Below are 14,453 nucleotides of genomic sequence, written 5' to 3' on the forward strand. Positions count from 1 at the left end.
ACGGTGAGGTCCGGAGCGGTGTCGCCGGACCGGCAGGGCACGGCGATCGGCGATGTCCGGATCTGCATGCTAGATGACATTGCAGACATCGGCGGGCCGCGCATAGCGTTCCAGACGTGGCTCACCACGCGGTGACCTGCGAGAACCCGTACGAATCCTGAGGTGGTACTCCCATGGCTACGACGACCCTGCGCGCGCTCAACGGCTTCGACGAGACGCCCGCGTCGCTCGCCGACTCGACCCTGATCCTGGTCGACTACCAGAACACGTACACCCGTGGCGTCCTGGAGCTGGAGGGCTGGCAGGCCGCGCTCGACGCCGCCGCCGGACTCCTCGCCCGGGCCAGGGCGGCGGGCGCGACGGTCGTGCACGTCATGCACGACGGCGGCCCGGGCACCCCGTACGACATCCGCGAGGACATCGGCCGGATCCACCCGCGCGTGGCCCCGGTCGAGGGCGAGCCCGTCGTCGTCAAGCAGGCCCCGGACTCCTTCGTGAACACCGACCTCGGTCACCATGTCGATGCCGCCGGGCACAAGGACGTGATCGTGGTCGGGTTCATGACACACATGTGCGTGCTGTTCACCGCGCAGGGCGCGTTCCTGCGCGGGAACCGGCCCACGGTCGTCGCCGACGCCAGCGCCACGCGGCCCCTGTCGTCCCTGGGCACGGAGCTGCCCGCGGACCAGATCCACCGTGGCGCGCTCGCCACGATCGCCGACCTCTACGGCGTCGTCGTCCCGCACGGCGCGTCCCTGGTCTGACACCCGTCACGCGCCGGCAGTCGCTGACCGTTCCGGACTCCCGAAAGTATGTCGACATGCCGGAGCCCGGCCGTCCTGACCGACGGCCGGGCACACCGAACCGGTCAGGCGACCGGCGCCGGCTCCGTCGTCAGGTGCGCGTGCAGGCGACGGCCGTGGTCGACCTCCCGCACCGGGCCGGTCAGGGTGACGCGCGCGGTCAGCAGCGGACGCGTGCTCGACGCGCTCAGCCGCAGCTCCAGCTCGCCGGGCTCGACGACGCGCCGGCCCGCACGCCCGGTGAACGCGGCGAGATCGGCCGGAACCCGGGCCCGGACCCGGACCGCTTCGCCCGGCGCCAGCTCGTCGAGACGTACGTAGCCGACGAGACGCTGCACGGGCTGCACCACCGAGGCGACCGGATCGTGCAGATAGAGCTGTACGACCTCGGTGCCGGGCCGCGATCCGCTGTTGCGGACCGTGCAGGCGATCTCGAACTCGCCGTCGGTGGCGGCGATCCGGCCGGGCACGTCCAGGTCGCTCCACTCGAACGTCGTGTAGGCCAGGCCGTGTCCGAAACCGAAGGCCGGGCCCGGATCGAGGTTCGACACCTCGGAGGCCTGGCCGAGGCGCGCCGCGAGATAGGTCGCGGGCTGCGCACCCGGCTGCCGGGGCACGCCGATCGGCAGCCGCCCCGACGGGAGCACACGACCGCTGAGGATCCCGGCCAGCGCGCGGGTGCCCTCCTCGCCGGGGAAGAACGTCTGCACCACGGCGGCCGCCTCCTCCGCCGCCCGCCCGAGGGCGTAGGGGCGGCCGGCGAGCATCGTCACGACGACCGGAGTGCCGGTGTCGAGGAGTGCGTCGAGCAGTTCCTGTTGAGCGCCGGGCAGAGCGAGGGAGGCGGCGTCGCACCCCTCGCCGCTGGTGCCCCGCCCGAACAGGCCGGCCCGGTCGCCGAGCGCGGCGACGACCACATCGGCGCCGCGTGCCAGCTCGACGGCCGCGGCGAAACCGGCCCCGCGCGGCGCGTCGACCTCGTCGAGGCCGCGCGCCACGACGACCTCGTTGCCGGGAAACTCCGCCGCCAACGCCTCGTGCAGCGTGGGCAGTTCGATGCCGAGCGGCGTGTCCGGCGTACGGCTGCCGACGTGCACCGGGAACGAGTAGCACCCCAGTACGGCCGTGGGCTCCTCGGCGAGCGGACCGATCACGGCGACGCGGGCCCCCGGCGCCGGGGCCAGGGGGAGGGTGCCGTCGTTGGTCAGGAGCACCGCGGACTCCTCGGCGATGCGGCGGGCCAGGTCGCGATTGCCCTCGGGGTCGAGGTCGACGGAGCTCCGCACGCGTTCCGCGTCGGTGCCGGTGAGCCTGGCGGGGGTCGGGTCCCAGTCCGGGTCCAGCAGGCCCGACTCGGCTTTCTGGGCGAGGACCCGGCGGGCCGCCCGATCCACCAGGTGCTCCGGTACGAGCCCGTCGGCGACCGCCTTGCGCAGCGGTTCACCGAAGGCCTTCACCGTCGGCAGTTCCACGTCGACCCCGGCGGTGAGCGCGGTGCCGGCGGCCTCCGCGAGGGAACCGGCCACCCCGTGCAGGGTCTGGAGGAACGCGATCCCGAAGTAGTCGGCGACGACGGTCCCCTCGAACCCCCAGGTGTCGCGGAGCAGCCCGGTCAGGAGCTGCTCGTCGGCGGCGGACGGGATGCCGTCGGTGTCGGTGTAGGCGTGCATCACCGACCGGACGCCGCTCTCCCGCACGGCCATCTCGAACGGCGGCAGCACCACGTCGGCGAACTCGCGCGGCCCCATGGAGACGGGGGCGAGATTGCGTCCCGCCCTGGACGCGGAGTACCCGGCGAAGTGCTTGAGCGTGGCGACGATCCCGGCGGACTCCAGGCCCTGGACGTAGGCGGTGGCGACGGTGCCGACGAGGTAAGGGTCCTCTCCGATCGTCTCCTCGACGCGGCCCCAGCGGGCATCGCGTACGACGTCGAGCACCGGGGCGAGCCCCTGGTGGATGCCTACCGAGCGCAGGTCGCGCCCGATCGCCGTGGCCATCGCGCGGACCAGCGCCGGGTCGAACGTGGCGCCCCAGGACAGCGGCACCGGATACGCCGTGGCGCCCCAGGCGGCGAACCCGGCGAGGCACTCCTCATGCGCGAGGGCGGGGATCCCGAACCGGTTCGCCGCGGCGATCCGCCGCTGCGTGCGCGCCAGCGAGAGGGCGCCGACGGCCGGGTCCACGGGCGCGGTCCCGAAGGGCCGGGTCAACTGGCCGAGCCCGTGCGGGAGCAGCTCGTCGAGGTCGACCGCCTCTTCCATGTCGTGCTGGTACGGGGCGACGTCGCCGCCCTCCGCCGAGGCGCCGACCCAGACCCCGAAGAGCTGGGCGATCTTCTCCTCGAGGGACATCGCCGCGAGCAGCGCGTCGGCCCGGTCGGCGGGCGCGGCGCTCGGATCGCGCCACAGCGGGGCGGGGGACGCGGCGTCCCGGTCCGTTCGGCTCATGTGGTCGGTCACTTTCCTCCGACTCCCATCAGCCCCTGGACCAGGGCACGACGGGCGAACAGGTAGACGATCAGGATGGGCAGCATGGACAGCACGACCGCGGAGAGCAGGCCGGGGATGTCGACGCCGTGTTCGGTCTGGAAGTCGTAGAGCCCCATGGTGATGACCTTGGAGTCCGCGGACTGGGTGAGCACCAGCGGGAACAGGAAGCCGTTCCACGCCTGCAGCGCGGAGTACACCGTGATGGTGGACAGACCACTGCGGGACAGCGGCAGGACCAGCCGGAAGAAGGTCCGCCACGGTGACGCGCCGTCCATCGTCATCGCCTCGTACAGCTCCGGCGTGATGTCCCGCATGGCCCCGGTCAGGATGAGCGTGCACACGGGCATCGCGAAGGCGGCCGTCGGCAGGATGACGCCTATGAGGTGGTCGTAGAGGCCGGCCTCGCTGATCACGTAGAACATCGGCACGATGACGGCCTGCGCGGGGATCGCGAGGCCCAGCAGGAACAGCCGGAACACCCCGCCGGTGAGCCGGCCGCGGCCGCGCACGATGGCGTACGCGAGCGGGGGCACGAGCAGCAGGACGATGCCGACCACGCTGACCGTGACGACGAGGGTGTTGACGAAGTACTGCCCGAAACCGCTGTTGAAGTTGTCGACGTAGTTGTCGAGCGTGAAGTGCCGGGGGAGCGACAGCGGTCCGTTCCCGCCGTAGTCGGCGCGCGACTGGAACGTGGCCACCAGCATCACGTACAGCGGCAGGCCGACCAGGAACAGCCAGATCAACGAGCCGAATCCGGCGAGGTAGTTGGGGCGCTCGCGGCGCCTTGCACCGGTCCTGGCGCTCATCACAGTCCCTCCATCTGGCTGCGCATCTTGTCGTAGCCGGACAGGCGCACCATGACGAGCGAGACGACCGTGGCGACGAGGACCAGGAGCAGCCCGACCGCGGAGGCCGCTCCGTAGTCGAAGCTCTTGAACGCCTTTTGGTACATGTAGTACGCGCTGATGGTGGTGTCCGTGCCGGGCCCGCCCTGGGTGAGGATCAGCACCGTGTCGAACGTGGTGAGGCCGCCGACCACCATCAGGATCGTCGAGGTGATGATGCTGTTGCGCAGTTGCGGCAGGGTGATGTGGAAGAACTGGCGCACCGTGCCCGCGCCGTCGATCTGCGCCGCCTGGTAGAGGACCGGCGGCACGGCGCGGGCGGCGCCCTGGTAGATGAGCGTGTGCAGCGGTGTGAACTGCCAGGTGCTCACGAACACGAGGACGCCGATCGCGGTGGCCTGGTGCCCGAAGAGATTGCCGTCGCCGAACAGCCACGCGGCCTGCGCCGGCACCCCGAAGTTCGGGTCGAGGACGGCGCGCCACAGGACGGACACGGCGGCGGCGGACAGCAGCAGCGGGACGAAGTAGATCGCCGACAGGACGGCCCGGTTGCGCTGGTGCCCGGCCGCCCAGACACCGAGGAGCAGACTGAGCGGCGTCTGTACGGCGACGCCGAGCACGGTCAGCAGGACGCTCAGCCACAGGCTCTTGAGCATGACCGGGTCGTCGAGGAGCCGTTGCCAGTTGTCGAGGCCGACGAACTCCGGGTCGGTCAGGCCGTTCCAGCTCGCGAACGACAGAACGGCGACCAGGACCAGCGGAACGAGGGCGAAGAGAGCGAAGAACACCGCGGCGGGGACCGCCCAGCCGACACCGGGGCGGCCCACCCCGGCACCGCCGCCGTCGCCGCGGGCCGGGGTCGCGCGGGCGCGCAGGGGCTCGTCGGTCATGAGGTGGGCAGGGCCTGCATCGCCTTGACGAAGCCGTCCGCGTCCAGCGATCCGTTGAAGAACTGCTGGATCGCCTGGTACATCGACGTCGCCGCGGACTGCGGGTAGGCCTGGTCCCACGACAGCTGGAACGACGGGGCCTTCTTCACGAGGTCGTACTGGAACTTCGCGTAGTCGGGGCTCACGGCCTCGTCGAGATGGTCGGCCGTGTTCGTCGTGGTGGGCAGGTTGCCGATGCCGAGATGCGCCTTCACGAACTCGTCCGAGTACTGCATTTTCAGGAACTCGGCGACGGCATCGGGGTGCTTCGTCTTCTTGAGGACGGAGTAGAAGTTGTTGGTGTTGCCGACCAGGTCGGCCGCGTCGCCCTTGCCGCCCTCGACGGACGGGAAGGCGGTGTAACCGAAGTCCTTCTTCGCGAACGCGGGGTGGGCGTCCTGCTGGGTCGAGTACTCCCAGGACCCCATCAGCTCGAAGCCGGCCTTGCCGGTGGCGAGCAGCGTGGGCGAGCCCTGGTCGGTGAACTTCACGGAGTCGAAGTTGGAGCCGAACGCCCCGGCGTCGACCAGTTCCCTGATCATGCCGAGCGCCTTCTTGCTGTCGGCGCTCGCCCAGGCGTCCTTGTCGCCGTCGAGGGCTTTCTGGAACAGGTCGGGACCGGCGATGCGGTCGTAGAGGTACTCGAACCACATGAGGGTCGGCCAGCGGTCGCCGCCGCCGAGCGCGATCGGGGTGACGCCCTCGGCCTTGAGCGCCTTGACCGCGGCGAGCAGTCCGTCCCACGTCGTGGGCGGCTCGACGCCCGCCTTGTCGAGCACCTTCTTGTTGTGGAACAGGAGCACCGGCTGGGTGCCGCGCATGGGGATGCCGTACGGCTTGCCGTCGACCGTGGCGCTGTTGAACACGGACGGCAGGAAGTTCGACTTGAGCTTCGGGTCCTCGGCGATGAAGTCGTCGAGGGGGAGGAGCAGTCCCGCGTCCACGAAGGGCTTGATGCTGCCGCCGCCCCAGTTGTAGAAGACGTCCGGGGCCTGCTTGCTGCTGATGATCGTCTGCAACTTGGCCTGGTAGTCGGCGCCCGGGATGGTGTCCAGGACCGCCTTCACCTTCGACTTCTTGTTGAAGTCGGCGATCAGCTGCTTCTCCACCTTGTTCGCCGAGTCCCCGTACACCAGGACGTGGATCTTCCCGTCGTCGCCGGCCGCGTCGGAGCCACCGCATCCGGCCAGGGCGAACAGCAGGGTCAGCGCCGCACCGCCGGCGGCGACAGTTCTCGGCAACCGTGCGCGTAGGGTCATGGTCCCGCCTCTCGAAACTCTTTCGGTCCAGCTACCGAAAGTTCACACGTCGGGACGGTAGGTGTCGCCCAGAGAGGGGTCAACCCCGGGGCGTCGGGTTACCAAAGCGTTACGAGGCGGGGGGACTTGGCGGTGGCTTATGCTCCTCACCATGCGAGATGACGAGGAGTTGGGCCGCATCACCCTGGCGCAGGTGGCCCAGGAGGCGGGGGTCTCCCTTTCGACAGTTTCGAAAGTGCTCAACGGGCGCCAGGACGTCGCGGGCCCGACACGGACCCGGGTGGAGAACCTCCTGGAGGAGCACGCCTACCGGCGCACGACCCGGGCCGCGCGGGAGGCCCCGCTCATCGAGCTGGTCTTCCACGAGCTGGAGAGCGTCTGGGCGCTGGAGCTCATCCGGGGCGTCGAGAAGGTCGCCAAGGCCCAGCAGGCCAGCGTGGTGCTCACCGAGAGCGGCACCCGTCAGGCGCCGGGGCCCGAGTGGATCGAGGGCGTGCTGCAGCGCAGGCCGCGCGGCGTGGTCCTGGTCTTCTCGGCGCTGCCCGCCGAGGTCAAGCAGCGGCTGCGGTCGCGCTCCATCCCGTTCGTCATCATCGACCCGGCCGGAGACCCCGAGCCGGACGTGCCCTCCGTCGGCTCGGCCAACTGGAACGGCGGCCTGGTCGCCACCCGGCACCTGCTCGAACTCGGCCACCGGCGCATCGGCATCATCACGGGCCCCGGCGACATGCTGTGCTCGCTGGCCCGCCTCGACGGCTACCGCTCGGCGCTGAGCATGGCCGGACTCCCGGCCGACCCCGAGCTCGTGCGGTACGGGGACTTCCACGTCGAGGGCGGCCGCGAGCGCGCGGTGGAGCTGCTCGACCTGCCCGAACCGCCGACCGCGATCTTCGCGGGCAGCGATCTGCAGGCCCTCGGCGTGCTGGAGGCGGCTCGCCTGCGCGGGCTGCGGGTCCCGGAGGACCTGTCCGTGGTCGGCTACGACGACGTGCCCCTGGCCCAGTGGTCGAGCCCCGCCCTCACGACCGTCCACCAGCCGCTGCGGCAGATGGCCGAGGAGGCGGTCCAGATGCTGATGCGCCTGCGGAGGGGCGAACCGGTCACGACACGGCTGGAGTTGGCGACGAGCCTGGTCGTGCGCAAGAGCACGGCGGCGCCCGCGGCATAGGAAGGTCCGGCGCCCGGGGGAGCGGTGAGAGGTCGGGCGGGCGACGGCCGGCCCAGCGGTCCGGAACGGCCGGATGAATTACGTGTACATGCCTTGACTGGTGGTCTCGACCACACGCACCGTTGCGAGGGCCGTCCTGCACCGGACGCCCGTCCGGCTTGCGCAGTGGCGTCCCGTGGGGGGTTCGTGAACAGCAGACTGTTCGGCGCGGGCGCGGTGCTGTCCGTCCTCGCCGTGCTCGGGTCCCTGCCGGCGCCGGCGTCCTCGGCGCCGCGGCCCGGGGCGCACCGCGGCCTGCCGCTCGGCGCCCCCGACCTGTCCGAGACCCGCACCACCCGGACGCTCCAGCCCGGTGTCACCCTCACCCGGATCGTGCGCGGCGCGGACGCCTCGCCCCTGCCGTGGACGGTCGAGGTCTCCATCCCCGGCGGTGCCGGCTCCCCGGACCCCGACGCGCCCCCGACAGCGCTGAAGGACCGGGCCAGCGCCGACGAACTCGCCGCGGACCTGCGCGCGGACGGCTTCGACGCCCGCGCCGAGGACGTCGTCACCCCGGCCGTGGCGGACCACGCCGGGGGATCGCTCGGGTGGCGGGTCCGGGTCGGCCGGTTCGACTCCGAGGCGGCGGCGACGGCCGAACGCACCCGGCTGCGCACGGCCGGGTACACCGGCGCGGCCGCGTACACCGGATGGGACGGGAACCCCACGGACCGCGGACCCTGGCGGATCGACGTGCTCACCGTCGACCCGCACCGGTTCCGCGGCGCACTGCGGGCCTCGTACGGCCCGGATCTGGAGAACCGCGAGACGACCAGCGAGCTGGCCGCGGCGGCCGGCGCGACCGCGGCCGTCAACGCCGGCTTCTTCGTCCTCGACCCGCGCGCCGGCGCTCCCGGGGACCCGGCCGGCGTCGGCGTCTACGACGGCCGGCTGCTGAGCGAGACGGTGAACGGGCGGCCGGGCCTGGTCGTCCGGGACTCCGCCCGCGGGACCCGGGTCGAGCGGTTCACCTGGCGGGGCCGGATCGTCGGTGGGGGCGAGGTCCTGCCCCTGGACGGCATCGACCGGGTGCCGGGCCTGATCAGGAACTGCGGCGGCACAGCCGACGACACCCCCACCTCGGCGTCCCTGCACGACACGACCTGCACCGACCCCGACGAACTCGTCGCTTTCACCCCGGAGTTCGGACATCGGACCCCCGAGGGCGACGGGCTGGAGGCGGTGCTCGACCGGCACGGCCGGGTGACCGAGGTGCGCTCCCCGCGGGGCGGTGCGCTGCCGGACGGCGGCAGCTCCGTCCAGGCCACCGGCCGGAACGTCGCGGCCCTGGCCGCCGTCGCGAAGACGGGCCGGAAGCTCGCATTCCAGGGCGGGTTGAGGGACACCGCGGGGCGTCCCGTCCCGACGCCCCGCGGGACGAGCATCGTCAACGGCGGCCCCGAACTGGTCCGCGACGGCCGGCTGCACGTCACCCCGGCCGCCGACGGGATGGTCCAGCCCGGCAACCCGAGCTTCTTCTACGGCTGGGCGCACAAGCGGAATCCGCGCACGCTGGCCGGCGTGGACGCCGCCGGACGGACCGTGCTCGTCACCGCCGACGGGCGCAGCACCGGCGCGCTCGGACTGAGCATCCCGGAGAGCGCCGCGGTCGCGAAGGCACTGGGCCTGCGCGACGCGATCAACCTCGACGGCGGCGGCTCCACCACCATGGTCGCCGACGGCGAAGTGCTGGGCGATCCGTCCGACGCCACCGGTGAACGCCCGGTCGGGGACGCCCTGTTGATCCTCCCCGACCGCACCTGACCCGACCGACGGGAGCCGCCATGACCGCCGCCTCGATCCGCTGGACCAGACCCCTGCTGCTCGTTCTGTCCGCCCTGCTGCTCACCCTCGTACCGAACTCGACGGCAATGGCCGCGAACCCGGCCACGGCCTCCCGCGGCGCCGAGGTCGTCGCGGTCACCCGGGTCGCCGACCGGCAGGTGGACCTGTCCGTACGCTCATCCGCGCTCGGCGGCCGCACGGTGAACGTCCGCCTGCTCACCCCCGACGGCTGGAACCCGAAGGACCGCCGTCACCACTGGCCCACCCTGTGGCTGCTGCACGGCTGCTGCGGCGACTACACCTCCTGGACGAACCTCACCGACGTCGCCCGCGTCGACAGCCTGCGCGACGTCCTCGTGGTCATGCCGGAGGCCGGCTGGAACGGCTGGTACAGCGACTGGTGGAACGACGGACAGGGCGGCGACCCGGCCTGGGAGACCTTCCACACCCAGGAGCTGCGCGGGCTCCTCGAACGCGACTGGGGAGCGGGCGCCCGCCGCGTCGTGGCGGGCCTGTCCATGGGCGGCCAGGGCGCCCTCATGTACGCCGCCCGGCACCCGGGCATGTTCAAGGCGGCAGCGGCGTACTCCGGATCCGTGCACCCGCTCCTGAACGACGAGTCCGTCGACCGGATCATGGGCTTCTTCGCCGGCCAGGGCGACGACCCGCGCAAGGTCTGGGGCGACCCCGTCGCCCAGCGCGACATCTGGGCGGCCCACGACCCGTACCACCTGGCCAAGGGCCTCACCCGGATCCCCGTCTACCTCTCGTGCGGCGACGGCACCACGGGCCCGCTCGACCCGCCCGGCACCACCAGCGCGCTCGAAGCGGACTTCAACCGGCAGAACCAGGCTCTGGCCGGCGAACTCGACCGCCTCGGCGCCCGCCGCCTGACCACCCACTTCTACGGCCCGGGAACCCATGGCTGGGCCTACTGGCAGCGCGAGCTGCACTCCTCGCTGCCGATGCTGCTCCGGGGACTCGGGGTGGACCACTGAGCATGGGCGGGGGCGGCGTTGCCGTGCGCGCCGGGCGCTGAGCCCCTGGTCAGACGTTCGCGCAGGTCGGAACGGGTGGCGTAACTCCGGCGAAACACGAGTGCGCGTACGGTCTGCCGTCTCGGAGAGAGGCGGGACATGGCGGGCGGAGACGGTGCAGGGACGGGTTCCGGGACGTACGACGACAGCGCCGGACGCGCGGCCCGGGCACGCCGTGCCGCCGACGTGCTGCGGCAACGGATCGTCGACGGCGACTACGCGGACGGCGCGCTGCCGGACGAGCGGATCCTCGGGCGGTCCCTCGGAGCCACCCGGAACGTGGTCCGCGAGGCGCTGAACCTGCTGCGCGACGAAGGACTCGTCACCCGGCGCCGAGGCATCGGCACCCACGTCACGGCGCGCAAGTGCGGTCACGGCCTGGACCGGCTGGTCGGCCTCGCCGAGGAACTGACCCCGTACGGCACGGTCACCAACGAGGTGCGCGAGGCCCGCCTCGTCCCGCACGCCCCGCCGGCGATCACCGAACGACTGGGACTCGCCGACCGCTGCGACGCCGTGTACATCGAGCGGCTCAGACGCCTCGACGGCACGCCGCTCTCGCTCGACTCGACATGGCTCGCCCCCGACATCGGACGCCCGCTGCTCGACCGCCGTCTGACGGACCGCGACCTGTTCGCGCTCATCGAGGAGACCAGCGGCACCCGGCTCGGCAGCGCCGAGGTCACCGTGCACGCCGTCACCGCCGAACCGGACACCGCACGGCTGCTGGAGGTGGCGGACGGCGCCGCGCTGTTCACCATCGACCGGCTGACCCGGCTCGCGGACGGCCGGCCGGTCGACGTCGAGTCGCTGCGGGTGCGCACCGACCGTTTCGCCCTGCGCACCGTGCTGCCGAGGGCCCGGTCGCAGAGGCCGGGCGAGTGAGATGACCCTGGACGCGACGCACGTCGTGCTGCTGGCGGTGGCCGGACTGCTCGGCGGGATCGGCATCACCGCGCTGGGGCCCGGCGGAGTGCTGCCGACCATCGGCCTGTTCCTGTTCTCCGATCTGACCCCGTCCGGGGTGGCCGGCACCGCGATCGTCACCCACGTCGCCACGGGGCTGCTGGGCACGGCCGCGTACGTGCGCTCGGGGCAGCTGCGGGCGGTGGGCGCGCGGCGCTGCGCGGCCGTCCTCGCCGGTGTCGCCGTGGTCGGCGCGCCGCTCGGGGTGCTGTGCAACACCCTCGTCGCGGGCCGCGGGTTCGGGATCCTGCTGGCCTGTGCGGTCGCGGTCACCGGGATCCTGGTGTGGGTGCGCGAGGGGCGCAGCCCCGCCGCACCGTCCGCCGGGCTGCTCCTGCCGGACGCGCCGGACCCCGGTGTCCCCGTGGCCCGTACGGTCGTGATCGGCGTCGTCGTCGCGTTCGCGGCGGGCCTGTTCGGTCTCGGCGGCCCCATGCTGAGCGTGCCCCTCCTCGTCGTGGCGGGGCTGCCGGTCCTCGTGGCACTGGCCGCCGCACAGGCGCAGTCCATCGTCATCGCGAGCGTGGGCGCCGTGGCCTACGCGGCCCACGGTGATGTGCAGTGGGTACCGGCGGCGGTGGTCGGCATCCCCGAACTGGCCGGAGTGCTGATCGGCTGGCGGATCGCCCGGGCGCTGCCGGCACGGCGTCTGAAGTTCGCGCTGGTCGCGTTCCTGCTGGCACTGGCACCGTTCCTGGCCCTGCATTCCTGACGGGACGCACCGCCCGGCCGTCACATGGCGGCACCTGATCACCCGTCCTAGCCTGAAACGGTGAGTGCCGTGCACCGGCCCGCGCCCGGACGGCGAAAGGTGACAGTCGTGAACGCCCCGCGAGACGCGCAGGAAGAACCCCGGGTCGGGCCCGCACCACAGGGCGCACCGGAATCCCACCCCTACCACCACCCGGCCGCGGGATGGGGCGCGGCCAAGAGCGTGGGGCAGTTCCTGGTGAAGGAACGCGCGCTGGTGGACGGGCCGCGGGCGATCCTGAAGATGAACCACGAGAACGGCGGCTTCGACTGCCCGGGATGCGCGTGGCCCGACGACACCAAGGGCCTGCACCTGGACATCTGCGAGAACGGCATCAAGCACGTCACCTGGGAGATGACCCCCAAACGGGTCGGCCGCGAGTTCTTCGCCGCCCATACGGTGACCGAGCTGTCCGAGTGGAGCGACTTCGCGCTGGAGGACCAGGGCCGCCTGACCGAGCCCATGGTCTACGACCCCGAGTCCGACCACTACGTACCGATCGGTTGGCACGACGCGTTCGAACTGGTCGGGCGCACCCTGCGGGAGCTCGACCACCCGGACCAGGCGTCCTTCTACACCTCGGGCCGCCTGGGCAACGAGGCCACGTTCCTCTACCAGTTGATGGCCCGCGAACTGGGCACCAACAATCTGCCCGACTGCTCCAACATGTGCCACGAGGCGAGCGGCCGTGCCCTGACGGCGTCCTTGGGGACCGGCAAGGGCACCGTCGACCTCAAGGACTGGGAGACCACCGATGCCCTGTTCATCATGGGGGTCAACGCCGCCTCCAACGCGCCCCGGATGCTGACCGCGCTGGCCGCGGCCCATGACCGGGGCGCGCACATCGTGCACATCAACCCGCTGGTCGAGGCGGCCGCGACGCGCACCATCGTCCCGCACGACTTCACGGACATGGCGCTGTTCAAGGCCACCCGCACCAGCACGCTGAACCTCCAGCCGCGCATCGGCGGCGACATGGCACTCCTGCGCGGCATGGCCAAGGCGATCCTGGAGCAGTCCCGGACCGACCCCAAGGCCGTCGACCAGGAGTTCATCGACCGCCACACCACGGGCTTCGACGCGTACCGCGCCCGGTGCGAGGCCACGTCCTGGGAGGAGATCGAGCAGCAGTCGGGCCTCGGCCGCGACGCCGTCCTCGAAGCGGCGCGCGTCTACCGCGACGCCGACCGCAGCATCATCAGCTGGTGCCTCGGCGTCAGCCAGCACGAGCACGGCGTCGACACCGTGCGGGAGATCGTCAACGTGCTTCTGCTGCGCGGCAATCTGGGCCGCGAGGGAGCAGGACCGTCGCCCGTCCGCGGCCACAGCAACGTCCAGGGCAACCGCACCTGCGGCATCGACCACCGCCCCGCCGGGCCGTTCCTGGACCGGCTCGCCGCGGTCTGCACTATCGACCCGCCCCGCGAGCACGGCCTGGACACCGTCGGCACCATCGAGGCGATGCGGCGCGGCGACGTCAAGGTGTTCGTCGGCATGGGCGGCAACTTCGCGCTGGCCGCGCCCGACACCCCGTACACGTACGAGGCACTGCGCACCTGCGACCTCACCGTCCAGGTGAGCACCAAGCTGAACCGCAGCCATCTCGTCCACGGGCGCACGGCGCTGATCCTGCCCTGCCTGGGCCGCACCGAGAAGGACCAGCAGCGCGGCGGCCTGCAGAGCACGTCCGTCGAGGACTCGATGAGCATGGTCCACCTCTCCGTGGGCATGAAGCGACCCGCGTCGAAGCACCTGCTGTCCGAGCCCGCGATCATCGCGGGCATGGCGCGCGCCGCACTGCCCGGCAGCGACACCCCCTGGGAGTGGTACGTCGAGGACTACGACCGCATCCGCGACACCATGGCCCAGGTCCTCGACGGCTTCGAGGACTGCAACCGCCGGGTCCGGCTGCCGCTCGGCTTCCGGATCAAGCAGCCCGCCCGCGAACTGGTCTTCCTCACCCCGTCCGGCCGCGCCGAGTTCTCCGCCGCCGCCCTGCCCGACGTGGTGCCCGAACCCGGCACCCTGGCGCTGGGCACGATGCGCTCCCACGACCAGTGGAACACCACGATCTACTCCGACAACGACCGCTACCGCGGCATCAAGAACCTGCGCACGCTCGTCTTCATGAACAAGGACGACATGCGCGAAAGAGGCGTCGCGGAGTTCGACCCCGTCGACATCACGAGCATCGCCAAGGACGGCAGCCGGCGTCGTCTCCACGGCTACCTCGCCGTCCCCTACGACATGCCGCGCGGCTGCGCCGCCGGGTACATGCCGGAGATGAACGTGCTGTGCGCCATCGGCGACTACAGCACGCAGAGCGACCAGCCGCTCATGAAGCACCTCAAGGTCACGATCACGCGCGCCGCGTGAGCC

The 14,453-nt window shown here is 71.9% G+C and carries 11 protein-coding genes; 7 read left to right on the forward strand and 4 right to left on the reverse strand.

Going from position 1 to position 14,453, the window contains the following annotated elements; all coding sequences use genetic code 11:
- The first annotated feature begins 173 nt into the window (after positions 1–173).
- Positions 174–764 (forward strand): isochorismatase family protein, encoded by a 591-nt coding sequence (locus tag ACQUQD_RS38385; RefSeq protein WP_428956844.1) that lies wholly within the window; start codon positions 174–176, stop codon positions 762–764.
- Between the two features lie 104 nt (positions 765–868).
- Here ACQUQD_RS38385 and ACQUQD_RS38390 read toward each other — a convergent pair whose 3' ends face one another.
- The 4 genes from ACQUQD_RS38390 to ACQUQD_RS38405 all read right to left on the reverse strand — a co-directional run bounded on the left by ACQUQD_RS38390 (position 869) and on the right by ACQUQD_RS38405 (position 6,328).
- On the reverse strand, positions 869–3,154 hold the full coding sequence (locus ACQUQD_RS38390) for a beta-glucosidase (RefSeq protein ID WP_428957758.1): 2,286 nt from the start codon (positions 3,152–3,154) through the stop codon (positions 869–871).
- A 104-nt stretch (positions 3,155–3,258) separates the two neighbouring features.
- Complete coding sequence (locus ACQUQD_RS38395) at positions 3,259–4,101, reverse strand: carbohydrate ABC transporter permease (RefSeq protein ID WP_428956845.1); 843 nt, start codon at positions 4,099–4,101, stop codon at positions 3,259–3,261.
- Positions 4,101–5,030 (reverse strand): carbohydrate ABC transporter permease, encoded by a 930-nt coding sequence (locus ACQUQD_RS38400; protein WP_428956846.1) that lies wholly within the window; start codon positions 5,028–5,030, stop codon positions 4,101–4,103. The genes ACQUQD_RS38395 and ACQUQD_RS38400 overlap by 1 nt, the downstream gene beginning before the upstream one ends.
- The gene (locus ACQUQD_RS38405; protein ID WP_428956847.1) at positions 5,027–6,328 is read right to left on the reverse strand and encodes an ABC transporter substrate-binding protein; all 1,302 of its coding nucleotides are present in this window, start codon (positions 6,326–6,328) and stop codon (positions 5,027–5,029) included. The genes ACQUQD_RS38400 and ACQUQD_RS38405 overlap by 4 nt, the downstream gene beginning before the upstream one ends.
- 139 nt (positions 6,329–6,467) lie before the next feature.
- On the opposite strand from ACQUQD_RS38405, the gene ACQUQD_RS38410 reads away from it, so the two are divergent.
- The 6 genes from ACQUQD_RS38410 to ACQUQD_RS38435 all read left to right on the forward strand — a co-directional run bounded on the left by ACQUQD_RS38410 (position 6,468) and on the right by ACQUQD_RS38435 (position 14,450).
- Positions 6,468–7,496 (forward strand): LacI family DNA-binding transcriptional regulator, encoded by a 1,029-nt coding sequence (locus ACQUQD_RS38410; RefSeq protein ID WP_428956848.1) that lies wholly within the window; start codon positions 6,468–6,470, stop codon positions 7,494–7,496.
- A gap of 186 nt (positions 7,497–7,682) precedes the next feature.
- A complete protein-coding gene (locus ACQUQD_RS38415; RefSeq protein WP_428956849.1) occupies positions 7,683–9,299 on the forward strand; it encodes a phosphodiester glycosidase family protein in 1,617 nt (538 codons plus the stop codon).
- A gap of 20 nt (positions 9,300–9,319) precedes the next feature.
- The gene (locus ACQUQD_RS38420) at positions 9,320–10,318 is read left to right on the forward strand and encodes an alpha/beta hydrolase (protein ID WP_428956850.1); all 999 of its coding nucleotides are present in this window, start codon (positions 9,320–9,322) and stop codon (positions 10,316–10,318) included.
- A 138-nt stretch (positions 10,319–10,456) separates the two neighbouring features.
- Positions 10,457–11,242, forward strand: coding sequence for a GntR family transcriptional regulator (locus ACQUQD_RS38425; protein WP_428956851.1), 786 nt, complete (start codon positions 10,457–10,459; stop codon positions 11,240–11,242).
- A 1-nt stretch (position 11,243) separates the two neighbouring features.
- Positions 11,244–12,035: a sulfite exporter TauE/SafE family protein gene (locus tag ACQUQD_RS38430; protein ID WP_428956852.1), complete on the forward strand. Its 792-nt coding sequence runs from the start codon at positions 11,244–11,246 to the stop codon at positions 12,033–12,035.
- Positions 12,036–12,143: 108 nt separating this feature from the next.
- Entirely contained in the window at positions 12,144–14,450 is a 2,307-nt protein-coding gene (locus ACQUQD_RS38435; protein ID WP_428956853.1) for an FdhF/YdeP family oxidoreductase, read from the forward strand.
- Positions 14,451–14,453: the final 3 nt, after the last annotated feature.

It is taken from the genome of Streptomyces sp. cg35, from assembly GCF_050410835.1.
Classification (GTDB): Bacteria; Actinomycetota; Actinomycetes; order Streptomycetales; family Streptomycetaceae; genus Streptomyces.